The organism is Thalassobacter sp. HA4-2 (assembly GCF_055693705.1).
This window is the reverse complement of the sequence record NZ_JBVFUK010000001.1, coordinates 1,642,486-1,666,549: the sequence shown is the minus strand read 5'-3', so window position 1 is coordinate 1,666,549 and position 24,064 is coordinate 1,642,486. Positions and strand designations below refer to the sequence as shown.

The window sequence follows — 24,064 nt, the reverse complement described above, 5'->3', positions numbered from 1 at the left end:
CCGTGGCCGGTCGCCCCGAAATCCTGTTCCCGCTGTTTGCCGGCATCGACAGTCTGCCCGGCATCGGCCCCAAGATCGGGCAGGCGTTGGAACAGGTCGGGATCGAGGCTCCGGTGGACCTGTTGATGCAGCTGCCTACGGGCGGGATCGACCGCCAGTTGCGCCCCACGATCAACGGCGCGGTCACGGGCGAGATTGTCACCACCGCCGTTACCGTCGGCCAACATTTCGAGCCGCGCAGCAAGGGCCGCCCTTATCGCATCGAGGTCAGCGATGCCGAGACCAGCTTTTTCCTCGTGTTCTTTCACGCCCACGGCAACTACCTGAAATCGCAGCTGCCCGTGGGGGCGGTGCGCATCGTGTCGGGCAAGCTGGAACGTTTTGACGGTGTGGCGCAGATGGCCCACCCGGACCACATCGTCCCACCGGAGGAGGCGGGCAGCCTGCCCAATTTCGAACCCGTGCACACGCTGCACGGGGGCATGGCGCGCAAGACCTTTGCCCGCGCCTTGGCCGGGGCGTTGACGCGGGCGCCCAAGCTGGACGAATGGATCGATCCGGCCCTGATCGCCCGGAAAGGCTGGCCCGATTGGCAGGCGGCGGTCCACGCGGCCCATGCGCCCGAAGGGCCCGCCGATCTGGCCCCCGAGGCCCCGGCGCGCCTGCGTCTGGCCTATGACGAGATGTTCGCCCATCAGGTCACGCTGGCCTTGGCCCGGGCGCGGGACCGCGCGCAACCGGGACGCGTGACCGAAGCCCCCGGCGCGGTGCAGCGCGCGGTGTTGCAGGCACTGCCGTTCGCGCCCACGGGCGCGCAGACCCGGGCCTTGGGCGAAATCCTGACCGATATGGCCGCGCCGCACCGCATGTCGCGGTTGTTGCAGGGGGATGTGGGGTCCGGCAAAACGCTGGTAGCCCTGTTGGCCATGGTCACGGCGGTCGAGGCGGGCGGGCAGGCGGTGTTGATGGCCCCCACGGAAATCCTTGCGCGGCAACATCTGGACGGGCTGCGGCCCTTGGCGGCGGAGGCGGGCGTGTCGCTGGAACTCCTGACGGGCCGCGACAAGGGGGCAGAACGGCGGACCAAGCTGGCGGCACTGGCCTCGGGCGCGTTGCAGATTCTGGTGGGCACCCACGCGGTGTTTCAAGAAGACGTGGTGTTTCACGACCTGCGCCTTGCGATTGTGGACGAACAGCACCGCTTTGGCGTGCGCCAGCGCCAGTTGCTGGGGGCCAAGAACGCCGCCGTGGATATGCTGGTGATGACGGCGACGCCGATCCCACGCTCCCTTGCTCTGACGCAGTTCGGGGACATGGATGTGTCGGTTCTGGATGAAAAGCCCCCGGGCGCACGCCGGTCCAGACCGCCCTGGTGCCCACGGCGCGGCTGGACGATGTGATCGCGCGCCTGCGCCAAGCCTTGGGCGAGGGGCGGCAGGCCTATTGGGTCTGTCCCTTGGTCGAGGAGAGCGAGACCATGGACCTGATCGCCGCCGAAACCCGATTCAAGGCCCTGCGCGCCGCCTTGGGGGACGGGGTTGTCGGGCTGGTCCACGGCCAGATGCACCCCCGGGACAAGGACGCCACCATGGCCGCCTTTGTCGCCGGAGAGATCGCGGTTCTGGTGGCCACCACGGTGATCGAGGTGGGGGTGAACGTGCCCAACGCCTCGATCATGGTGATCGAACGGGCCGAGACGTTCGGACTGGCGCAATTGCACCAGTTGCGGGGCCGGGTGGGGCGGGGCTCCGCGAAGTCCACCTGCCTGATGCTGTACAAGTCCCCCATGTCCGAGACCGCTGAGCAGCGCCTGCGTATCCTGCGTGAAAGCGAGGACGGCTTTCGCATCGCCGAAGAAGATCTGCGGATTCGCGGTGCGGGGGATGTCATCGGCACGGCGCAATCCGGCGTGCCCCGGTTCCGCATTGCCGATCTGGAACGCCAGTCCGCCCTGATGGCGCTGGCCCAATCGGACGCGCGCACCCTGTTGACCCATGACCCGGACCTGACGTCTGACCGGGGGCGGGCCGTGCGTGTTCTGCTGTGGCTGATGCGGCAGGATCGCGCGTTCCCTTTGATATCAGTGGGTTAGCGATTTCCTGTTCATAAACTGTTAAATGTTCTTAAAAAGTTCTTGCTTTGCCGTTTCCAAAATGAGAACAAAGGGCCAACAGAGCACAGAACAAGAACAGGAGAGCCAAGATGCTGACCGAACTACGCAAACTGCTGAACCGCGCCCCCGACCAATTGGCGGTGGATGTACTGGGCGGTGTCTGGCTTGTGACTGTTGTTCTGGGGGCGCTGCACCTGCCGTCCATGATCTGATTTACCCTTTCTGCCCCACACTGTCGGGCCGGGCCTCGCATATCTCTGTCCCTTGAATTATGCCGAACTGCCCCGGTTTTCCGCCGAAGTTTCGGGCGCGATCTCTGCCTCGGTCGCCCCTTAGCCCAGCCCGCACAGTGTACCTTCCGCCGCCTCCGCCCCACGGAGTGCGGCGGTTTTTTTGGTGCGCTTCGTTTTGGCGATCAGGCGGACAGACGCGCCGCGGCTTCGTCCATGGCATCGAGGGTCGCATCAAGGGACAACAGGATCGACGCATGGCGGTTCTTGTAGTCGCGGGCGGGCAACAGAACCTCCAAGCCGTCAAAGGGGGCCGCCGGGGCAGGGCCACCGGATTTCAACATCGCCGTCAGCGCGTCGCGTGCGGCCTGCACCTCGGCCCGGGTGCGCCCGATCACGGCCCCGCCCACGACCGCCGCTGCCGCTTGCCCCAGGGCGCAGGCCTTCACGTCCTGGCCGTAATCCGTGACCCGGTCACCGTCCACGCGCACATCCACCGTCACCGATGATCCGCACAGGGGCGAGCGTTTCTTGCCCGTTCCGTCGGCCCCGTCCAGCCGCCCCACATGGGGCATATCGGCGGCCAGTGCCAGAATTCGGGCGGAATAGAGTTTGATCAGGTCACTGTCGCTCACGCGGGGGCCTCCATTGCGGGGTGCATTCGGTCCATCCTCAAGATAGACAGGTGGGGCTGAATTGCAAAGGAAAGACCATGGCATTTGACCCCACCACCCTGAAATTCGACGCCGCCGGGCTGGTGCCCTGCATTGCCCAGGATGCGGACACGGGGGACGTGTTGATGATGGCCTGGATGAACGCCGACGCCGTGGCCCAGACTTTGGCCACGGGGCGGGTGACCTATTGGTCGCGGTCCCGTCAAGCGTTCTGGATCAAGGGCGAGACGTCGGGCCACACCCAAACCCTTGTGGATCTGCGCGTGGATTGCGACCGCGATTGCCTGCTGGCCACGGTGCGCCAAGAGGGTCCCGCCTGCCACACCAATCGGCGTAGCTGTTTCTACACCGCCCTGCGCGACGGCGAGGAGGTGGAGCTGATGGCGCCTATGGTGTGAAAAGCCCCTAGCACCGTTAGCGCTAACAGGTTATAGAGGCCCCAAATTCAGCCAAGGGAGACTCTCATGCCTCTGGATCATCGTATCGAAGCCGTGACCGCACGGATCATCGCCCGCTCTGCCACGGCGCGTGGGCAATACCTGGACCGCATGCGCCAATTGGCCGACGACGGGCCGCGCCGGGCGCATCTGACCTGCGGCAATCAGGCCCATGCCTATGCCGCCATGGAAGGGGACAAGGACGCGCTGGTCGCGGAAAAGGCCCCCAACCTTGGGATCGTTACCGCCTACAACGACATGCTGTCGGCGCACCAACCGTTCAAGGATTATCCCGACCGGATCAAGGCCGCCGCCCGTAGCGTGGGTGCCACGGCGCAAGTGGCGGGCGGCGTGCCTGCCATGTGCGATGGCGTGACCCAGGGCCAGGTGGGGATGGAACTGTCCCTGTTCTCGCGCGATGTGATTGCCATGGCTGCGGGCGTTGCCCTCTCTCATAACACCTTTGACGCGGCGATCTATCTGGGCGTTTGCGACAAGATTGTCCCCGGGTTGGTGATCGCGGCGGCCACTTTTGGCTATCTGCCGGGCATCTTTGTGCCGGCTGGTCCCATGACCTCTGGCCTGCCCAACGACGAAAAGGCTCGGGTGCGCCGGGAATACGCCGAGGGCAAGATCGGTCGGGACAAGCTGATGGAGGCCGAGATGGCCTCTTACCACGGGCCGGGCACCTGCACATTCTATGGCACCGCGAACTCCAACCAGATGCTGATGGAATTCATGGGGCTGCACATGCCCGGGGCCAGCTTTGTCAACCCGGGCACGCCCCTGCGCGACGCCCTGACCGAGGCGACCACCCACCGGGCCGCCGCGATCACGGGTCTGGGCAATGCCTATACGCCCGTGTGCGATATCCTCGACGAAAAGGCCTTTGTGAACGGTCTGGTCGGTCTGATGGCCACGGGCGGGTCCACCAACCTTGTGATCCACCTTGTGGCCATGGCGCGCGCGGCTGGGGTCATTCTGGATCTGGAGGATTTCGCGGATCTGTCCGAGGCCACGCCCTTGATGGCGCGGGTCTATCCCAACGGTCTGGCGGATGTGAACCATTTCCATGCCGCAGGCGGCCTTGGCTACATGATCGGGGAGCTGTTGGATGCAGGCCTGATGCACGAAGATGTGCGCACCGTGGCCGGCGATGGCCTGACCCGCTACACCCAGGAACCCAAGCTGCATGGCGATGCGGTGGTCTGGGAAGACGGCACCAACACCACCCTGAACGACAAGATCCTGCGCCCCGTCGGCCAGGCGTTCCAACCCACGGGCGGGCTTGCGCAACTGTCGGGCAATCTGGGGCGCGGGGTGATGAAAGTCTCGGCCGTGGATCCCGATTTCCACATAACCGAAGCCCCCGCCCGCGTTTTCGAAAGCCAAGACGCCGTGAAAGAGGCCTTCAAAGCCGGAGAGTTGAACAAGGATGTCGTCATCGTCGTCCGCTACCAAGGTCCCAAGGCCAACGGCATGCCCGAACTGCACGGGCTGACCCCGGTGCTGACCATCCTGCAAGGGCGCGGCCACCGGGTGGCGCTGGTCACCGATGGGCGCATGTCGGGTGCATCGGGCAAGGTGCCCGCCGCGATCCACGTCGCCCCCGAGGCGCTGGACGGCGGGCTGATCGCCAAGGTGCAGGACGGCGATCTGGTCCGCGTGGATGCGGTGTCCGGCGACCTGTCCGTCCTGACCGAGGGCATCGAGGCGCGCACGATCACGCCCCCGACCTGACCGCCAATTCCTGGGGCGTGGGGCGCGAGCTGTTCTCGCTCTTCCGGGATCGCGCAGGCCCCGCCACAAGCGGCGCCGCCGTCTTTTTCTAAATCTTCATTGGGTTCCAAATACCCCCGCCGGAGGCAAAAAGTATGACCCCCAAGACCAATCCAAAGCCGCCCGTGACATCTGTGCCCGCGCCCCCGTGGTGCCCGTGCTGGTGGTGGATGATGCAGGTTCTGCCGCTGATCTGGCCCGTGCGCTGGTGGCCGGTGGCCTGCCCGCGCTGGAGGTGACCCTGCGCACCCCCGCCGCCCTTGATGCGATCCGCGCCATGGCCGATGTGCCCGGCGGGATCGTGGGCGCGGGCACCCTGCTGACCCCCACCGATGTGCGCGCCGCCAAGGCCGCAGGGGCGCAATTCGGCGTGTCGCCCGGGGCGACGGACACCCTGTTGCAGGCCTGCGTGGACGCGGACCTGCCTCTTTTGGCCGGTGCCGCCACCGCGACCGAGGCCATGGCCCTGCTTGAAAAGGGGTATGACATGCTCAAGTTCTTCCCGGCCGAGGCGTCGGGCGGGGCGAATGCCGTGAAATCCATCGGCGCGCCGATCCCCCAGATCACCTTTTGCCCCACGGGGGGCGTCAGCCCGTCCAACGCCAACGACTATCTGAAACTGGCCAATGTGGTCTGTGTGGGCGGATCCTGGGTCGCACCCAAGGACCGGGTCACTGCGGGCGATTGGGCCGGGATCGAGGCGCTGGCCCGGGATGCAGCTGCACTCTGAGGTGTTATCAGCTCAAAGAACAGGGGCGGCGCACATCAGCGGCCGCCCCTGTTTTCATGTCAGGACGCGTGATCGTAGGCCCGCTCGCCATGGGCGGTCAGGTCGAGGCCTGTGACCTCCGCCTCTTCGTCCACCCGGATCGGGAAGATCACCTTGACCACCAGCACGATTGCGACGGTTGTCACGACTGTCCACAGGCCCACGACCGCCAGACCGCCCAGTTGCGCCGTCCAGCCCGCGTGGCCAAAGACCGCCAGCATCACGATGCCGAACATGCCGCCCACACCGTGGACTGCGAAGACATCCAGCGTGTCGTCGATCTTGAGGATATTCTTGACCAGCCCGCAGAGCTCCTGACACAGCACCCCCGCGATACCGCCGATGATCAGCGCTTCGATCGGACCCACGGACCCAGAGGCGGGCGTGATCGACGCCAGACCCGCAATTGTGCCCGTCACCATGCCCACCATGGAGGCTTTGCCAAACCGGATGCGCTCCCACAGGGCCCATGTCAGAGAGGCCGTGGCGGCCGAAATATGGGTCACCGTGATCGCCATGGCCGCCCCGCCATTGGCCGCCAGTTCCGACCCGCCGTTAAAGCCGAACCACCCGACCCACAGCATCGCCGCACCCAGCATGACGTAGCCCGGGTTGTGGGGCGGTTTGCTCTTGTCCCGGCGCGGGCCGAGAAAGGCCGCCACGATCAGCGCGGCCAAGCCTGCGGTCTGGTGCACCACGATGCCCCCGGCAAAATCGTTGACCCCTTCGGCAAACAGGGCGCCTTCGCCCCCCGCCAACAACCCGCCGCCCCAGATCCAGTGGGCCACCGGGGCGTAGCAGATCAACATCCACGCGCCCGAGAACGTCAGCACAAAGCCGAAGCTGATCCGTTCCACATAGGCGCCGACGATCAGGGCGGGGGTGATGATCGCAAAGGTCATCTGGAAGGCAAAGAACAGAACCTCGGGGATGTTGCCCGCCATCGTGTCCTCGGTCACGCCGTTCAGGAACGCCTTGCCCAGCCCCCCACCAAAGGCCGCCGTCGCCAAAAGCGATGGAGTATCCCACGGCCAGCCACAGCACGCTCATCAGGCACGCAATCGCAAAGCAGTGCATGAACACCGACAGCACGTTGCGCGACCGCACCAGCCCGCCGTAAAACAGCGCCAGTCCCGGGAGTGTCATAAAGAGGACCAGTGCCGTTGCGACGAGGATCCAAGCGGTGTCCGCTGCGTTCATGAGAATGTCCTTCCGTGTCTCAGATTGCGCGGGTGATGGGCGACTCGCTCCGCACAAAAAAGAAGCAAGCACGCCAATAGATGCTTAATCAGGCGGTTGTTCAGAAATTGCGCATTAACTTTGCGCTCATTCCTGTCCCTGCTGTAAAATTGTGCAAAGTGTGAACGCTGCCGAGTTTGCCTGCGCAGGGCGTGTGCTGGACGTCTGACGGGGCCGCCCCCGAAATTGAGCGCCGATCTTGCCTAAAGGTTAGGCATTGCCCAAGGACAGCAACATCCCCAAGGCGTGGTCCCGGGTCGCGGCCCGCACGCCCGCGCGGCCAAGGGGGCCGAAGTCCACGGTCTCGGCTTGGGTGCCATTCACCGTGGACAGGGCGAAACAAACGCGGCCCTCGGGCTTGTGCTCGGACCCGCCGGGGCCTGCGATCCCGGTGACGGCGATGGCATGGGTGGCGTCCGGGATGCGGGCCAAGGTGCCCTCGGCCATGGCGCGGGCCACCTGTTCGGACACGGCCCCATGGGTCGTGATCAGGGCGGGATCGACCCCCGCCAGCGCGGTCTTGGCGGCGTTGGAATAGGTAACAAAGCCCCCCATCAGCACCGCCGAGGAGCCGGGCAAATCGGTCAGACTTGCCGCGATCAGGCCGCCCGTACAGGACTCGCAGGTCGCAATGCGCCAGCCCTGCGCCAAAGCGACCTCCAGCACCTTGGCGATCACATCAGCACCCCGTGCGCAAGGGCCGCCAGAACCGCAACCCCCATGGCCGCCATGATCCCCGCGACCACGTCGTCCAGCATCACGCCCCAAGGATCGCCCCGCCGGTCCATGGTCCCCACGGGGCCGGGTTTCCAGATGTCGAACAGGCGGAACAACAGCACGGCGGCGACGATCCCGGGCCACAGGGCCAAGGGGTCGGACCCGGTGCGCGCCGCCCCCCAGACCACGGGCAGCAGGGCGATCCAGACGCCCACCAGCTCGTCCACCACAATCTCGGACGGGTCGTGGTCGTCGCGGCCTGCGGTCAGGATGCGCGTGGCCCACAGCCCCTTGAGGTAGGCCACGGGGATGGCCAGAATGAACAGCCACACGCCCCCCAGCCACCAGATGGCATAACCGATGGGCAGGGCCGCCAGCGTGCCCCAGGTCCCCGGGGCCGGGCGCAGATATCCGGCATAGCACACGGTGCCGATCAGCTGGGCGAGGGTGTGTTTCGGGGCGCTCATGGCTTCACCAGTGTCACGGTGGCGATACAGGCAATGCCCTCGCCCCGCCCCGTAAAGCCCAGCCGTTCCGAGGTGGTCGCCTTGACGCTGACCCGGTCCATGGGCATCTCCATCAATCTGGCCATTTCTGCCCGCATATCAAGGGCATGGGGGCCGATCTTGGGGAACTCGCAGACCAGCGTGCAGTCCACATTGCCGATGCTGAACCCCATGTCGCGGGCCATGGCGCAGGCGTGGCGCAAAAAGATTTCGCTGGCGGCACCCTTCCACTGTGGGTCGCTGGGAGGGAAGTGTTGGCCGATGTCGCCCATGGCCAGCGCGCCGTAGATCGCATCTGTCACCGTGTGCATCCCGACGTCCGCGTCCGAGTGGCCCTGCAGCCCCCGGTCGTGGGGGATCTTGACCCCGCACAGGATCACGTGTTCCTCGCCATCCTTGTGGGGTCCAAAACGGTGCACGTCATAGCCGTTGCCCAGTCGTATATCCATGGGGCGTTCCTTCAGCAGTCGTTCGGCCCGGGCAAAATCGCCCGGGTGCGTGATTTTGATATTGTCGTCGCAGCCCGGGACAATGGCAACCTCCAGCCCTGCGCTGCGGGCGACTGCGACATCGTCGGCGGCGGGGCCCGTCAGGGCGGCATGGGCGGCGCGGATGGCCTCGACCCGAAAACCTTGGGGGGTCTGCGCGCGGTACAGGCCCGTGCGGTCCTGCGTGCCCGTGACGCGGTCGTCCGCACCGGTCCACAGGGCATCGGTGACGGGCAGGGCGGGGGCGGCCCCGGGGGCGTGGTCCAGCGCCGCCAGCACCCGGGCGATGACCTGTGCGCTGACAAGGGGGCGGGCGGCATCGTGGATCAGCACCCGGGTGGTGCCGGGGGGCAGGGCGGCCAGACCCGCGCGCACCGACCCGTCCCGCGTGTCCGCCCCGGGGGTCAGGATCGCGGCCCCAGCGATCGGGGACAGCAGAGGCAGGTCGTCGGGGTGGTGCACGATCACCGTATGATCCACCATGGGCGCCAGCGCATCCACCGTCCAGGCCAGCACCGGGCGGCCCGCAAGGGGGCGGTATTGTTTCGGCAGGCCCGCGCCTGCGCGCGTGCCCCGGCCTGCGGCGACGATAAGGGCGGTGGTGGTCATGGCTGGTCAGAAGGCTCCGGTCGGTTTAGAGGGTCGTACCCTGACAAACCCCGCCCGCCAAGGGCGAACCTGTAGTGGTTAAGGATTGTGCGCAGCTAACAAAATGTGCATATAATTTATGCAAATACGCTGACAGGCGCGCGCGGCGCAGTCCCGGCATTTCCCCCGCTGACCCCACCCCGTTACCCGTAAGACGCACAAGGATTAGGCATGCACCCCGACGCGACACCCACATCTGACCTCGCCGCCCTCGGCATTGACCCGCCCGTGGCGCTGGCCCCCTTGGCGGGGATCACGGATCGTCCGTTCCGCGATCTGGTCAGCCGCTTTGGCGCGGGATTGGTGGTGTCGGAAATGGTGGCCAGTCAGGAAATGGTGCAGGCCAAGGGCAGCACCCGCGAGCGTGCGGAGCTGGGCTTTGACCGCGCGCGCACCTCCGTCCAGCTGGCCGGCAGAGAGGCGCATTGGATGGCCGAGGCCGCGCGCCTTGTGGCCGATCAGGGGGCCGCGCGGATCGACATCAACATGGGGTGCCCCGCCAAGAAGGTGACCTCTGGCTACTCCGGCTCTGCGTTGATGCGGGATCTGGATCATGCGCTGACGCTGATCGAGGCTGTGGTCGCGGCCGTGGACGTGCCCGTGACCCTGAAGACCCGGTTGGGCTGGGACGATGCGGCCCTGAATGCCCCCACCCTTGCCAAGCGGGCCGAGGGGGCCGGGGTGCGCATGTTGGTGATCCACGGGCGCACGCGCTGTCAGTTCTACAAGGGCTCCGCCCGCTGGGACGCGATCGCCCCGGTTGTGGATGCGGTGGATATTCCGGTGCTGGCCAATGGCGACATCACCTCGCCCGCGACTGCCCGCGCGGCGCTGGACGCCTCGGGCGCAGCTGGGGTCATGGTGGGGCGCGGGGCGCAGGGGCGGCCTTGGGTGCTGGCCCAGATTGCCGCCGCCCTCTATGGCACGCCCGCGCCCACTGTCCCCACGGGGACAGATTTGGTGCAGATGGTTTGCGGCCACTACGACGACATGCTGTCGTTCTACGGCACCGCCCTCGGTGGCAAGGTCGCGCGCAAGCACCTTGGCTGGTACATGGACGACGCGGCCACGCCCCAAGCCCTGCGCAAATCCGTTCTGACGGCCACGCCCGAAGGGGTCATGGACCTGCTGCCCGACGCCCTGTTGGGCCACATACAGGACACCGCCGCATGAATGTCAGCAGCTATCCCCTCTGGGCGGCCCTGCCCGTAGCCGCGATCATCCTGGATGGGGACGACACCATTCGCGCGGTAAACAGCGCCGCCGAGACCTTTCTGAACGCCTCGGCCAAGTCGCTGGTGGGTCAGCCCGTGTGGGACAAGCTGGCCGTGGACAGCCCGCTGGACGCGGCCTTTGCACGGCTGCGGTCGGCACACTCGCCGCTGTCCTTGCACGATGTGGCCGTGGGCATCGGAGACCGCCCGCCCCAGACCTGCGACATGCAGATCACGCCTATCTCGGACCAGCCCGGCGACGTGCTGATCCTGTTCCACCCGCGCGAGATTGCCGAACGGTTGGGCCGGGGCCATTCGTCAAAGACGGCGGCCAAATCCGCCATCGGCATGGCAGAGATGCTGGCCCATGAGATCAAGAACCCGCTGGCGGGCATCACCGGGGCGGCGCAGCTTTTGTCCATGAATCTCGCCTCCGAGGATCTGGAGCTGACGGACCTGATCGTCGCCGAAAGCCGCCGCATCGTGAAACTGCTGGAACAGGTGGAACAGTTCGGCAACCTGCTGCCGCCCCAACGCCGAGCCGTGAACATCCACGACATTCTGGATCGGGCGCGCAAATCCGCCATGGTGGGCTTTGGCGCGCATATGGCGATCACGGAAAACTACGACCCCTCGCTGCCCGCAACCTTTGCGGACCCGGACCAGTTGACGCAAGTGTTCCTGAACCTGCTCAAGAATGCCTCCGAGGTGGGGACCCACGGGGGCAAGATCACGATCCGCACGTTCTACGAGCTGTCCCTGCGCCTGCGCAAACCAGACGGGTCCGGGGCGGCGGTGCCCTTGCAGGTCGAAATCATCGACGACGGCCCCGGCCTGCCTCCCGAAATCGCGGGCAATGTGTTTGAACCCTTCGTGTCGGGCCGTGAAAACGGCACCGGTCTGGGTCTGGCATTGGTCAGCAAAATCATTTCCGAACACGAGGGCTGGGTGAATGTGGACAGTGTGCCCGGGCGCACGGTCTTTCGCATTTCCCTGCCCATCGCCCCCAAAGACGCAATCCAGGAGTAGACCATGGACGGCACCGTACTTGTCGCAGACGACGACCGCACCATCCGCACCGTTCTGACACAGGCGCTGACGCGGGCGGGCTGCAAGGTGCATGCCACCTCCAGCCTTGTGACGCTGATGCGGTGGGTCGAGGAAGGCAAGGGCGACCTGGTCATCACGGATGTGATGATGCCCGATGGCAATGGCCTGGAGATGTTGCCCGCCATCAGCCAGGAACGCCCGGGCCTGCCCGTGATCGTGATCTCGGCCCAGAACACCATCACCACCGCCATTCAGGCCACCGAGGCGGAGGCCTTTGACTATCTGCCCAAGCCTTTTGATCTACCGGATCTGATGAAACGGTCCGCCCGGGCCCTGGATCAAAAGCGCCGCGCCACCCCTGCGGCCAAGTCCGAGGACGCGGCCCAGGACGACCTGCCGCTGGTGGGGCGCACGGCCTCCATGCAGGCGCTGTACCGATTGGTCGCGCGGGTGATGAACACCGACCTGCCCGTGATGATCACCGGGGAATCCGGCACGGGCAAAAGCCTGATCGCCCGCGCCATCCACGACTTTTCGGACCGGCGCACGCTGCCCTTTGTGGTGGCCACGGGGGCCGATCTGGCGGGGATGGAGGGGCCGCAAACCCTGCTGTCCAAGGCGCGCGGCGGGTCGGTCCTGTTTGACGAGGTGGGCGATCTGGATGCGGATGCTCAGGAACGGGTGGTGCGGATGCTGGACGCCATGGGCGATACGATGCCCAGGGTCATGGCCAGTTCGCAACGGGATTTGCAGTCCAAGATGGAAAGCGGTGCGTTCCGATCGGACCTGTTTTACCGTTTGAACGGCGTGACCCTGACCGTGCCCGCCCTGCGCGAACGGGTGGATGATATCCCGCTGTTGGCCAGTCATTTTCTGACGCGTGCGGAACGGGACACCGGCACGGTGCGCCGGTTCTCGGACGACGCCATGTCTGCCATTCGCGCCTATCCGTGGCCCGGCAACGTGCGGCAGTTGGAAAATGCCGTGCGCCGGTTGGTCGTGACCAGTTCCACGGATGAAATCCTGCGCAGCGAGGTCGATCTGGTCCTTGGCAACCAACCCGCCATCGAGGCGCAGGGCACCGAAGGTCAGGCGCAGCAGCTGTCAGGCTCCGTCGCCAAGCACCTGCAACGCTATTTCGATCTGCACGGCGGACAGCTGCCGCCGCCCGGTGTCTATCAACGTGTGTTGCGCGAAATCGAGGTTCCTCTGATCGAGATCGCCCTGGAGGCCACGGGCGGCAATCAGGCCAAATGTGCCGACCTGCTGGGCATCAACCGCAATACCTTGCGCAAGAAGATCACGGAGCTGGATATCCAAGTGACCCGCCGCCGCAAGTTGATGTAGCCATGCCACAGGGTGTTGCCGAAAGGCGACAGCCGTGGCAAAGGTAGATCAACAGGGGCCAAAACCCCGTCACACGCGGAGAAACCGTTGGCGCACACAGGGCCCCAACTGACCCCCAAACGCCTGTCTCGCCCGTGGCGCAGACGCGACGTGCAGACGTGGCTGACGCTGGCGCTGGTGGCCCTTGGCCCGGTCTTGGTGATCGCCACCTTTGCCGTGCTCGGTCCCCTTGGCGCCAGCAGCACCGATGCCCTGCGTGCCGTCCTTCTGGCCGATCTGATCTATATCCTTGCCGTGGCGGCCGCCGTATTTGCCCGGTTGGGCCGGATGATCGCCGCCCGGCGCGCGAAATCTGCGGGGTCGCGCCTGCACCTGCGCCTGACGGGGGTGTTTACCATCGTGGCGCTGGTACCCACGGTTCTGGTGGCGGTCTTTGCCACCGTAACCATCAACATGGGGATCGAGGGGTGGTTTTCGGACCGGGTGCGCGACGCCCTTGGCAATTCTGTGGATGCCGCCCAAGCCTATACGCAAGAAGAACGGGACGCCCTGTCCCAGGACACGTTGACCTTGGCGGGCTATCTGAACATCGCCAAACAGGCGCGGTTTTTCATCACCGATGCCAACCTGCGCGATTTGCTGAGCCAAGGGCAGGAACGCATCCAGCGCGGGCTGCAATCGGCCTATGTGATCGACGGCACCGGCGAAATCCGGGCACGCGGCACGCGCAGTTACCTGTTCAACTACACCCAGCCCGATGCTGATATGCTGGCCCGCGCCTCCGCGGACGAGATGGTCGTGATCGAGGACAAGGCCAACAACGAATACCGCATCCTGCTGCGCCTGACCGCCTATGTGGACCGATACCTTTATGTCAGTCGGCAGGTGGACGGGGCGCTGTTGGGCCTGCTGGACGAAACCCAAGCCACAGCACAGTTGTATCGCCAGCTGGAGGCGGAGCGGGGCAGGGTGCTGTTTGATTTCGGCCTGCTGTATCTGGGCTTTGCCATCGTGATGATCCTTGCCGCCGTCTGGTTCGGCCTGTGGTTTGCAGAACGGCTTGCGCGCCCCGTGGGGCGGCTGGCGGGTGCGGCGCAGCGGGTGGGCCAAGGCGATCTGGACGTCCGCGTGCGCGAGGAAAAGGGCGACGACGAGATCGCCATGCTGGGTCGGATGTTCAACCAGATGACCCGGCAGCTGAAGGGGCAGCGGGACGCGCTGGTGGAAACCAACGCCCAGACCGAACGCCGCCGCCGCCTGTTTGACAGTGTGCTGACGTCGGTGACGGCGGGGGTGATCGGGCTGGATGCCAAGGGGCAGGTGGATTTCATGAACCGGTCGGCCCAGTCGATCCTGTCCGTGGAAGTCACCGATTGCTACGGACAGCCCCTGTATGCGGTCGTTCCCGAATATGCGGCGCTGTTTGATCGCCTGCGCGCCCGGGGTGTCGAGACCGTGCAGGAAGAGTTGCGCCTGACCCGCGATGGCCGACTGGAGACCTTGCTGGTGCGCATGGCCGTGCGGCGCAACTCCGACGGTGCGCTGGAAGGCTACGTTGTGGCCTTTGACGATGTCTCCGATCTGGTCAGCGCCCAGCGGATGGCGGCATGGGGCGATGTGGCCCGACGCATCGCGCACGAGATCAAGAACCCCCTGACGCCCATCCAACTGTCTGCCGAACGGGTCAAACGCAAGTTTGCCCCCCTTGTGCCCGAAGACGACGCCGCAAGCCTGATCCAATATACAGACGTGATTGTGCGCCAAACCAATGACTTGCGCCGCATTGTGGATGAATTTTCCAAGTTTGCCCGCATGCCCGAACCCGAACGGCGGGTCACAGACGTGGCGGCCCTGTTGCGCGACACGGTGACGTTGCAGCGCGCCGCCCTTGAACCCATCCCCCTAGAGGTGCAGTTGCCCGACGCCCCCCTGGAGATGTCGATCGACGCGACAATGATCGGCCAGGCCTTCACCAATCTGATCAAGAATGCAGGTGAAGCCATTGAAAGCCTTCAGGAAAAGGGCGCACCCGAGGGCCACACACATGGCATAAAGGTGACCATGATCCAGATCGAAAACTGGGTCGAGGTGCATATTGCGGACACCGGCATCGGCCTGCCCGAGGATCGCACACGCCTGTTTGAACCCTACGTGACCACCCGCGCCAAGGGCACCGGGCTGGGCCTGAGTATTGTGAAAAAGATCATCGAAGAACACGGCGGCACGCTGCACCTGCGCGACGCGCTGCCCTACAAAACCAACACCCATCCGGGGGCCGTGGCCGTTGTGCGCCTGCCCCTTGTGGCCCAGACCTGAGGACGCGTTATGAGTGACATCCTGATTATCGACGACGAACAAGACATCCGCGAACTGGTGTCCGATATCCTGCGGGACGAAGGCTTTGCCACCCGCATGGCCGCCAATGCCAACGAATGCATGGCCGCGATCAACGAGGCCGAGCCTGCGCTGATGATCCTCGATATCTGGCTGAAAGACAGCCACATGGACGGGATCGACATCCTAAAGGCCACGCGCCGGGACAATCCGAACATTCCCATCGTGATCATCTCGGGCCATGGCAACATCGAGATCGCAGTGGCCGCAATCAAACAGGGCGCCTACGATTTCATCGAAAAGCCGTTCAACATTGATCAATTGATGGTTGTCGTGGGGCGGGCCATGGAAACCAGCCGCCTGCGGCGCGAAAACTCCGAACTGCGACGCAAGGATGTGGTCGCAACGGAAATGATCGGGTCCAGTCCATCCTTCAAAGCCCTGATGTCAAACCTGAAAAAGGTGATGAAATCCAATGGGCGCGTGATGCTGTCTGGCCCGGCGGGCAGCGGCAAGGAGGTCGCGGCGCGCTACATCCATGCCAATTCCAATCGCTCCAGCGGGCCATTCGTGTCAGTCAATTGTGCCGCCGTGGAGCCGGAGCGGATGGAGGCGGTCCTGTTTGGCCGCGAAAGCGCGGAGCGGGGGTGGAGCCGGGCCTGCTGGAACAGGCGCATAACGGTGTGGTCTACTTTGACGAGATTGCTGACATGCCCTCCGGCACCCAATCCAAGATCCTGCGCGTGCTGGTGGATCAGCAGTTCACCCGCGTGGGTGGCAACGACAAGGTGCGCGTGGATATTCGGGTGATTTCCAGCACAAACAGGGATTTGCAGACCGAGATTCAAGCTGGCCGCTTCCGCGAGGAACTGTATCACCGTTTGAACGTTGTTCCCATCCAAGTGCCCAGTCTGGAGGATCGCCGCGAGGATATCCCGGATCTTGCGCGTTATTTCATCCACGCCCTGCACGAGGCCCAAGGCCTGCCAGAGCGGGAGGTGTCCGAGGATACCATCGCCCTGCTGCAAACCATGCGCTGGCCCGGCAACGTGCGCCAGCTGCGCAACGTGATCGAGCGGGTGTTGATCCTGGGTGACAGCAGCGGGCCGATCGAGCCGGACGAGTTGCCAAACCCCGGCGAGGGCGGGGGCGACAGCGGCGAGATGACCCTGTCGGGCAGTCTGGCCACGCTGCCCCTGCGCGAGGCGCGAGAGCTGTTCGAACGGCAGTACCTGATGACCCAGATCAACCGGTTCGGGGGCAACATCTCGCGCACCGCCAGTTTCGTCGGCATGGAGCGCAGCGCCCTGCACCGCAAGCTGAAATCCTTGGGCGTGGTGACCACCAACCGCGCGGGCAACCGCGTCGCGCGGGTCGAGGACGAAGCCTAGCGCAATTGACGCGGGGCGCGATCCCTGCCATCCAAAGCGTCTGATAGGCGGAGCATTCCGACATGAAAGTCATCATTTGCGGCGCGGGCCAGGTGGGCTGGCAAATCGCCCGGCAACTGAGCGGTGAACGCAACGACGTCACCGTTGTGGACAACAACCCAGAATTGGTGCGCCGGGCCACGGACACGCTGGACGTGCAGGGCATCACCGGCTTTGCCAGCTATCCAGACGTGCTGGACAGGGCAGGGGCGCGGGATGCAGAAATGATCATCGCCGCCACGTTCTCGGACGAGGTGAACATGGTCACCTGTCAGGTCGCCCATTCGGTCTTTGAAATCCCGCGCAAGATCGCGCGGCTGCGGGCGCAAAGCTATTTGACCGCCATCCATTCGGACCTCTACCGTCGCGAGCATCTGCCCATCGACGTGGTGATCAGCCCGGAGCGCGAGGTCGCCGACGCCGCCCTGCGCCGCCTGCGCGCCCCTGCGGCCTTTGACACGGAACAATTCCTTGGCAAAAAGGCCGAACTGGTGGGCCTAGCGCTGGACCCGGAATGTCCGGTCCTCAACACGCCGCTGCGCCAATTGTCCGAACTGTTTTCCACCTTGCGTGCCGTGGTTCTGGCGATCCGCCGCAACGGGACGCTCTTTGCCCCAGAGCCGGGGGATCAGCTGTTCTCGGGCGACCAGATCTATGTGATGTGCCACGTGGACGACACGCTGCGTATGCAAGAGATTTTCGGCAAGGTCGCAAAGGCCCCCGAACGGGTGGTGATCGTGGGGGGCGGCAATGTTGGGCTGGCCGTGGCCCGGGCCCTTGAAAGCGCGCCGGAGCGGATCCGCGCCAAGGTGATCGAGCGGTCGCGCAAGTGCGCCGAACTGGCCGCTGACGCGCTGGACCGGACCATCGTGCTAAACGGGGACGGATTGGACATTGACCTGCTGCGCGAGGCGGGGATCGAAAAGGCCGATGCGATTCTGGCCGTGACAGACGACGACAAGACGAACCTGCTGGCCTCGGTCCGGGGCAAAACCGCCGGATGCCACATGTCGATCAGTCTGGTGAACGACCCAACGCTGGTGCCCCTGATGGGTCCTTTGAACATCGACGCCTACGTCAACCCGCGCCAGACCACCGTCAGCTCGATCCTGCGCCATGTGCGGCACGGCCGGGTGCGGGCGGTCTATTCCATTGGCGATGCGGAGGGCGAAGTGATCGAGGCGCAAGTGCTGTCCACCTCGCCGCTGGCGGGCAGGGCCCTGCGCGATATCGACTTTCCCGAAGGGGTGCTGGTGGGTGGTCTGCTGAAGCGCAACGGCACCATGCAGCGCCCCAAGGGCGGCACGTTGATCGAGGAAGGCGACGTGATCGCCCTGTTCGCCCTGGCCGCCGATGTGGCGGAAGTGGAGCGCCTGTTGCAGGTGCAGATCGACTTTTTCTAGGGGATGGAGCGTCTGTTCCTCAGACTGCCACTGATCGTGGTCATGGGCGGGATCGGGGCGCTGGCGATGTTCGTGCCGGGCATCCATGCCCTGATCCTTGACGATCACCGGACGGCCAACATCTTTCTGTACAACGGGTTGGTGTTTTTCTTTCTGTGGATGATCATCGCGCTGGCGACCATGAACCGCCCCCTGGACCGGCCCGCGCGGTCGCACCTGTCCGCGCTGGTGGCCACCTTTGCCCTGTTGCCCCTGATGCTGGCCGCCCCTGTGCGCGAGATTGTGCGCGATACCACATACGTCAACGCCTACCTCGATATGGTGTCCGCCATCACCACCACCGGCGCCCCGGTCTTTGACAATCCTGGGCGTTTGCCCGCTTCGGTCCACTTTTGGCGGGCGTTTGTGGCGTGGCTTGGGGGTGCTGTCATGTGGATCGGGGCCATCGCGATCCTCGCCCCCTTGCGCCTTGGCGGGTTCGAGGTGTCGATTTCGCGCGAAGAGGGCAATGTCCGCGTGCCCGGCCAATCCGTGGACCCCGGCCACCGGATCTACCGCGCCGCGCGCACCTTGATGCCGATCTATCTGTTCCTGACCATCAATCTTTGGCTGTTGTTGCTGATCGCGGGGCAGGATGGCACGGGCGCGCTGATCTTTGCCATGTCGACCCTGTCTACATCGGGTATCACACTGCCCGGGGGCTGCCCGTTGCGACCTCTGGCTTTTGGGGCGAGGCGGCGATTTTCGTATTCCTGTTCTTTGCCGTGTCGCGCCAGACCTTTGCCGCCGATCTGCACAAGGACCAGATCCTGCGCCTGACCCAAGACCGAGAGCTGCGCTTGGCGGTGATCGCTGTTGTTCTGCTGCCCGTGGCGCTGTTTCTGCGCCATTGGTGGGGCGCGCTGGAGGTGGACCAGATGGCCGACGGCACCGCATCCGTGCGCGCGCTTTGGGGCAGCGCGTTCATGGTGTTGTCCTTTCTGACGACCACCGGCTTTGTCAGCGCCGATTGGGGCGCGGCGCAGGCGTGGTCGGGCCTTGACACGCCGGGCATCCTGTTGATCGGGCTGGCCCTGTTCGGGGGCGGGGTGGCCACGACCGCGGGCGGGGTCAAACTGTTGCGGGTCTATGCGCTGTACAAACACGGGCGGCGCGAGATGGACCTGCTGATCCACCCCCACTCCATGCCCGCGGCGCAACCCCAGGCGCGCCGTGTCACCTTTGACGGGGTGGAGGCGGCATGGGTCTTTTTCATGCTGTTTGCCCTCTCCATTGCCGCCGTCAGCGGCGGTCTGGCCATGGTCGGGGTCGGGTTTGAGGGCGCGATCGTGCTGGCCACCTCGGCCCTGTCCACCACCGGCCCCCTGTCCAGCGTCGCCGCAGACACGCCTCTGATCTGGAGCACACTGCCCGAAACCGCCAAGGCCATCCTGACCGCCGCCATGGTCCTGGGCCGCCTGGAGGCGCTGGCCCTGATCGCCCTGTTCAATCCGGAGTTCTGGCGCAGCTGATGCGCAAATTGCAATAAATCCTTGATAGGGGGTGGAAATCCGGCAGGGCGATTGTCATACTCTCTCTCAGACGACCGGGACAAACGCCCTTTGATAAAGCGGCGGATCACAAAAAAAGGCTGCAATCATGGCTTCCGACAAGCAAAACCTACAGGATGCGTTCCTCAATCATGTGCGCAAGACCAAGGTTCCGGTGACGATCTTTTTGATCAATGGCGTGAAATTGCAGGGCGTTATCACGTGGTTCGACAACTTTTGCGTGTTGCTGCGCCGCGACGGGCAGTCGCAGCTGGTGTACAAACACGCGATCTCGACCGTGATGCCGTCGCAACCGATTTCTCTTTATGATGGTGAGGCCGAAGCTGGGCAACGAGACTGAGGCGCGGCCCACACGGGCCATCGTTCTACACCCCGACACCCCGCGCGCTGAACAGACCCGCACGCCGGCCCATGCACTGAGCGAGGCTGTGTCGCTGGCCCATGCGCTGCCGGGCCTGGAGGTCGTGGGCAGTGATGTCGTGCGCCTGCCACGACCCCATCCGGGTATGTTGTTCGGGTCCGGCAAGGTCGAGGAATTGCGTGCACGTTTTGCAGCAGATGACGTGGAACTCGTGCTGATTGACGGGCCAGTCAGCCCCGTGCAGCAGCGCAACCTTGAAAAGGCGTGGAAGGTCAAACTGCTGGACCGGACGGGCCTGATCCTCGAAATCTTTGCCGACCGCGCCGCCACCCGCGAGGGGGTGTTGCAGGTCGAACTGGCGGCCCTGTCCTACCAACGCACCCGGCTGGTGCGCGCATGGACCCACCTGGAACGCCAGCGCGGCGGGCTGGGGTTCGTGGGCGGCCCGGGCGAGACCCAGATCGAGGCGGACCGCCGCGCCATCGACGAACAATTGGGCCGCATCCGCAAGCAATTGGCCAAGGTCTCCAAGACCCGGGCGTTGCACCGGGCGGCGCGGGCCAAGGTGCCATACCCGATTGTGGCCCTCGTGGGCTATACCAACGCGGGCAAATCCACCCTGTTCAACCACCTGACCGGGGCGGATGTCTTTGCCAAGGACATGCTGTTCGCCACGCTGGACCCGACCATGCGCGCCGTGCGTCTGCCCGGCGGGGCGGACGTGATCCTATCAGACACCGTGGGGTTCATCAGTGACCTGCCCACGCAACTGGTCGCCGCCTTCCGCGCGACGCTGGAAGAGGTACTGGACGCCGACCTGATATGCCACGTCCGCGACATCGCTCACCCGGAAACGGAACAGCAGGCGGCGGACGTAAACACCATTCTGGAGCAATTGGGCGTCAAGGACACCATCCCGCGCGTAGAGCTGTGGAACAAGATCGACGCCCTGGATCCGGAGGCCCGCGAGGCGATCCAAGCCATCGCCGCCCGGCAAGAGGACGTCTACACCCTGTCCGCCTTGACGGGCGAGGGCAGGGACCCCGCCCTGGCCGCCCTGGCCGATCACCTGTCCGACCCCATCACCGAGGCCGACCTTGTGCTGGGCTACGGCGAGGGGCGCGCGCGGGCATGGTTGCACGAAAACGATCTGGTTCAATCCGAGGCCGCGACGGACGAGGGCTATGCCCTGCGCGTGCGCTGGACCGCGCGGCAGGCACAAACCTGCGCATCTCTGCGCGTGGGTGCGTGACAAGCGCGCCTCGACCCTGTATTCTATGCCCAATGGACCCGACAGAGGTCCGCCCTTGGCAGTAAACATTTACAGGACCCATCCGATGCAGACCCTTTCCCGACGTCGTTTCATGGCGGCCGCCTCGGCGCCCGTTCTTCTGGCCGCTTGCGGCAATGGTGTGAACAGCCGTGGCAGCCAAAAGATCGACGCCCGCGTCGACAGCGCCTTTGCCTATATGTACGCCAACGTCCCCGGCACGCGCGAGCTGGACAACAAGGCCGCAGGCACCCTGATGATGCCCCTTGTGACCGAGGCCGGGTTCATGGTCGGTGGTTCCTACGGGCGTGGGGCGCTGCGGGTGAACGGCGCGACCGTGGATTTCTATTCCAACGCCAACGCCTCTTTCGGGTTTCAGATCGGGGCACAGCAATACGCCCATGCCCTGTTCTTCATGACCGAAGAGGCGCTGTCCGATTTCCGCCGCAGCAGCGGCTGGGCCGCAGGGGCAGACCTTGAATATGCCGTGTCCAGCAATGGCGGCACCTTGACCGGGGCCACCACCACGGCACTGTCGCCCGTGATCGCCGTGATCTTTGGCCAAGCGGGCCTAATCGCAGGCGCGTCCCTTGAGGGCACAAAGTACACACGCATCATTCCCTAGCAGCGCGTCCACGGGATATCGCCCAAGCCTTCAGGACAGGGGTTGCGCTTGGTCCATGGGCGGTGTATCGCGCGCTTACTTCACAGGTGGGGCTTGGGCCGCGCGGGGAGACATCCCGCAACGTCCGCCGGTTGAACGCAAGTTCTCATGGCCCCACCGAGGCATAAACCGGAAAGGAAACGCGCATGTCGCTGCCTGAATTTTCTCTGCGCCAGCTGTTGGAAGCTGGTGTCCACTTTGGCCACCAAACCCAGCGTTGGAACCCCCGTATGGCCCCGTACATCTACGGCGCCAAGAACGGCATCCACATCATGGACCTGACACAGACCGTTCCCATGCTGGAACAGGCGCTGGCCGCTGTCCGTGACACCGTCGCCAAGGGCGGCCGCATCCTGTTCGTTGGCACCAAGCGTCAGGCACAAAAGCCCGTCGCCGATGCCGCCGAGCGTTGCGCACAATACTACATGAACCACCGTTGGCTGGGCGGCACGCTGACCAACTGGAAAACCGTCTCCAACTCGATCCAGCGCCTGAAGGCGATTGACGAGGCCATGGAAAACGGCGCCGAAGGCCTGACCAAGAAAGAGCGTCTGGGCATGGAACGCGACCAGGCCAAGCTGCAAGCCTCTCTGGGCGGTATCCGCGAAATGGGCGGTGTGCCGGACATGCTGGTCGTCATCGACGTCAACAAGGAAGACCTGGCCATTCTGGAAGCCAAAAAGCTGGGCATCCCGGTTGTGGCTGTCGTGGACAGCAACTGCTCGCCTGCCGGTGTCGACTACATCATCCCCGGCAACGACGACGCGGCGCGCGCCATTGGCCTGTACACCGACCTGATCGCCCGTGCGGCGCTGGACGGTATGACCGCCCAACTGGGTGCGGCTGGTGTTGATCTGGGGGCCTTCGAAGAAGCGCCCACCGAAGAAGCCGTCGCCGAAGGCTGAAACTATAGGGCAGGGCGCGTCCCTGCCCATCCCCCTATTCTTTGAGGAGACCTGCAATGGCAATCACCGCTGCACTGGTTAAAGAACTCCGCGACTCGACTGGCGCGGGCATGATGGATGCGAAAAAAGCCCTGACCGAAACAGGCGGCGACATGGAAGCCGCCGTGGACTGGCTGCGCACCAAGGGTCTGGCCAAGGCCGCCAAGAAATCCGGTCGCGTCGCCGCCGAAGGTCTGGTGGCTGTGGCCGTTGACGGTGGCACGGCTGTCGCTGTCGAAGTGAACTCGGAAACCGACTTTGTCGGCAAGAACGCCGAATTCCAGGAAATGGTGTCGGGCATTGCCAACGCTGCTGTGGCCGTTGACGATCTGGACGCGCTGAAAGCGGCGGATCTGGGCGGCAAAACCGTTGAACAGACCGTGACCGACAAGATCGCCACCATCGGTGAAAACATGTCGATCCGCCGGATGGAAAAGCTGTCCGGTGCGTCCGTCGTGACCTATGTGCACAACGCAGCCGCCCCCGGCATGGGCAAAATCGGCGTTCTGGTGGCCCTGTCCGCCGAGAACGAAGCCTTTGGCAAGCAGGTTGCGATGCATGTCGCCGCTGTGAACCCCGCCGCCCTGTCCGAGGACGACCTTGACCCAGCCGTGGTCGAGAAGGAAAAGCAGGTCCAGATGGACATCGCACGTGAATCGGGCAAGCCCGAGGCCGTGATCGAAAAGATGATCGTGGGTCGGATGAAGAAATTCGTCGGCGAGTCGACCCTGCTGAACCAAGCCTTTGTTGTGAACCCTGACCTGACCGTGTCCGCTGCCGCCGCCGAGGCCGGTGTCGAGATCACAGGCTTTGCCCGTCTTGAAGTGGGTGAAGGCATCGAGAAAAAGGTCGAAGATTTCGCCGCCGAGGTCGCCAAGACCGCATCCGGCAACTAAG

The 24,064-nt window shown here is 64.8% G+C and carries 18 protein-coding genes and 5 pseudogenes; 18 read left to right on the top strand and 5 right to left on the bottom strand.

All coding sequences use genetic code 11. The features are described 5' to 3' along the window. The first annotated feature begins 2 nt into the window (after window positions 1-2). Both recG and ACZ1G0_RS08535 read left to right on the top strand, forming a co-directional pair. Window positions 3-2,092, top strand: a pseudogene (gene recG, locus ACZ1G0_RS08540) (ATP-dependent DNA helicase RecG). Between the two features lie 110 nt (window positions 2,093-2,202). After that, complete coding sequence (locus ACZ1G0_RS08535; protein WP_472736550.1) at window positions 2,203-2,325, top strand: hypothetical protein; 123 nt, start codon at window positions 2,203-2,205, stop codon at window positions 2,323-2,325. A gap of 203 nt (window positions 2,326-2,528) precedes the next feature. Here the strand turns inward: ACZ1G0_RS08535 and ACZ1G0_RS08530 are convergent, their stop codons facing one another. Beyond that, window positions 2,529-2,978: an iron-sulfur cluster assembly scaffold protein gene (locus ACZ1G0_RS08530; protein ID WP_472736549.1), complete on the bottom strand. Its 450-nt coding sequence runs from the start codon at window positions 2,976-2,978 to the stop codon at window positions 2,529-2,531. 77 nt (window positions 2,979-3,055) lie between these two features. On the opposite strand from ACZ1G0_RS08530, the gene hisI reads away from it, so the two are divergent. From hisI to eda, 3 genes and pseudogenes are all read left to right on the top strand, one after another. Then, window positions 3,056-3,415 carry a phosphoribosyl-AMP cyclohydrolase gene (gene hisI / locus ACZ1G0_RS08525; RefSeq protein WP_472736548.1) on the top strand — a complete coding sequence of 120 codons (360 nt, stop codon included), beginning with the start codon at window positions 3,056-3,058 and terminating at the stop codon, window positions 3,413-3,415. A gap of 66 nt (window positions 3,416-3,481) precedes the next feature. Continuing rightward, window positions 3,482-5,286, top strand: a pseudogene (gene edd / locus ACZ1G0_RS08520) (phosphogluconate dehydratase). Between the two features lie 68 nt (window positions 5,287-5,354). Further along, window positions 5,355-5,963, top strand: a pseudogene (gene eda / locus ACZ1G0_RS08515) (bifunctional 4-hydroxy-2-oxoglutarate aldolase/2-dehydro-3-deoxy-phosphogluconate aldolase); the annotation flags it as partial. Between the two features lie 59 nt (window positions 5,964-6,022). Here the strand turns inward: eda and ACZ1G0_RS08510 are convergent. The 4 genes and pseudogenes from ACZ1G0_RS08510 to ispF form a co-directional block, all read right to left on the bottom strand. Beyond that, window positions 6,023-7,202 (bottom strand): annotated as a pseudogene (locus ACZ1G0_RS08510) (ammonium transporter). A gap of 249 nt (window positions 7,203-7,451) precedes the next feature. Further along, the gene (locus ACZ1G0_RS08505; protein WP_472736547.1) at window positions 7,452-7,919 is read right to left on the bottom strand and encodes a CinA family protein; all 468 of its coding nucleotides are present in this window, start codon (window positions 7,917-7,919) and stop codon (window positions 7,452-7,454) included. Beyond that, the gene (locus ACZ1G0_RS08500; protein ID WP_472736546.1) at window positions 7,916-8,425 is read right to left on the bottom strand and encodes a phosphatidylglycerophosphatase A family protein; all 510 of its coding nucleotides are present in this window, start codon (window positions 8,423-8,425) and stop codon (window positions 7,916-7,918) included. Before ACZ1G0_RS08500 ends, ACZ1G0_RS08505 begins: the two co-directional genes overlap by 4 nt. Further along, window positions 8,422-9,561, bottom strand: a complete 1,140-nt coding sequence (gene ispF, locus ACZ1G0_RS08495) for a 2-C-methyl-D-erythritol 2,4-cyclodiphosphate synthase (protein WP_472736545.1) — start codon at window positions 9,559-9,561, stop codon at window positions 8,422-8,424. Before ispF ends, ACZ1G0_RS08500 begins: the two co-directional genes overlap by 4 nt. A gap of 210 nt (window positions 9,562-9,771) precedes the next feature. Between ispF and dusB the strand changes: the two genes are divergently transcribed. From dusB to tsf, 13 genes and pseudogenes are all read left to right on the top strand, one after another. Beyond that, the gene (gene dusB, locus ACZ1G0_RS08490) at window positions 9,772-10,773 is read left to right on the top strand and encodes a tRNA dihydrouridine synthase DusB (protein WP_472736544.1); all 1,002 of its coding nucleotides are present in this window, start codon (window positions 9,772-9,774) and stop codon (window positions 10,771-10,773) included. Continuing rightward, entirely contained in the window at window positions 10,770-11,843 is a 1,074-nt protein-coding gene (locus ACZ1G0_RS08485; protein WP_472736543.1) for a two-component system sensor histidine kinase NtrB, read from the top strand. Before dusB ends, ACZ1G0_RS08485 begins: the two co-directional genes overlap by 4 nt. 3 nt (window positions 11,844-11,846) lie before the next feature. Further along, on the top strand, window positions 11,847-13,211 hold the full coding sequence (locus tag ACZ1G0_RS08480; RefSeq protein ID WP_472736542.1) for a response regulator: 1,365 nt from the start codon (window positions 11,847-11,849) through the stop codon (window positions 13,209-13,211). 87 nt (window positions 13,212-13,298) lie between these two features. Beyond that, window positions 13,299-15,527 carry a sensor histidine kinase NtrY-like gene (locus ACZ1G0_RS08475; protein WP_472736541.1) on the top strand — a complete coding sequence of 743 codons (2,229 nt, stop codon included), beginning with the start codon at window positions 13,299-13,301 and terminating at the stop codon, window positions 15,525-15,527. 9 nt (window positions 15,528-15,536) lie between these two features. Further along, window positions 15,537-16,936 (top strand): annotated as a pseudogene (ntrX, locus tag ACZ1G0_RS08470) (nitrogen assimilation response regulator NtrX). Window positions 16,937-16,998: 62 nt separating this feature from the next. Continuing rightward, on the top strand, window positions 16,999-18,378 hold the full coding sequence (gene trkA, locus ACZ1G0_RS08465; RefSeq protein ID WP_472736540.1) for a Trk system potassium transporter TrkA: 1,380 nt from the start codon (window positions 16,999-17,001) through the stop codon (window positions 18,376-18,378). 3 nt (window positions 18,379-18,381) lie between these two features. Further along, a complete protein-coding gene (locus ACZ1G0_RS08460) occupies window positions 18,382-19,197 on the top strand; it encodes a hypothetical protein (RefSeq protein ID WP_472736539.1) in 816 nt (271 codons plus the stop codon). Then, window positions 19,143-19,889, top strand: a complete 747-nt coding sequence (locus ACZ1G0_RS08455) for a potassium transporter TrkG (RefSeq protein WP_472736538.1) — start codon at window positions 19,143-19,145, stop codon at window positions 19,887-19,889. The genes ACZ1G0_RS08460 and ACZ1G0_RS08455 overlap by 55 nt, the downstream gene beginning before the upstream one ends. A gap of 127 nt (window positions 19,890-20,016) precedes the next feature. Then, the gene (gene hfq, locus ACZ1G0_RS08450) at window positions 20,017-20,268 is read left to right on the top strand and encodes an RNA chaperone Hfq (RefSeq protein ID WP_472736537.1); all 252 of its coding nucleotides are present in this window, start codon (window positions 20,017-20,019) and stop codon (window positions 20,266-20,268) included. Then, the gene (hflX, locus tag ACZ1G0_RS08445) at window positions 20,234-21,541 is read left to right on the top strand and encodes a GTPase HflX (protein WP_472736536.1); all 1,308 of its coding nucleotides are present in this window, start codon (window positions 20,234-20,236) and stop codon (window positions 21,539-21,541) included. The genes hfq and hflX overlap by 35 nt, the downstream gene beginning before the upstream one ends. An 85-nt stretch (window positions 21,542-21,626) precedes the next feature. Further along, window positions 21,627-22,184, top strand: coding sequence for a lipid-binding SYLF domain-containing protein (locus tag ACZ1G0_RS08440; protein WP_472736535.1), 558 nt, complete (start codon window positions 21,627-21,629; stop codon window positions 22,182-22,184). A gap of 185 nt (window positions 22,185-22,369) precedes the next feature. Further along, window positions 22,370-23,128, top strand: a complete 759-nt coding sequence (rpsB, locus tag ACZ1G0_RS08435; RefSeq protein WP_472736534.1) for a 30S ribosomal protein S2 — start codon at window positions 22,370-22,372, stop codon at window positions 23,126-23,128. A gap of 56 nt (window positions 23,129-23,184) precedes the next feature. After that, the gene (gene tsf / locus ACZ1G0_RS08430) at window positions 23,185-24,063 is read left to right on the top strand and encodes a translation elongation factor Ts (RefSeq protein WP_472736533.1); all 879 of its coding nucleotides are present in this window, start codon (window positions 23,185-23,187) and stop codon (window positions 24,061-24,063) included. Window position 24,064 lies beyond the last annotated feature (1 nt).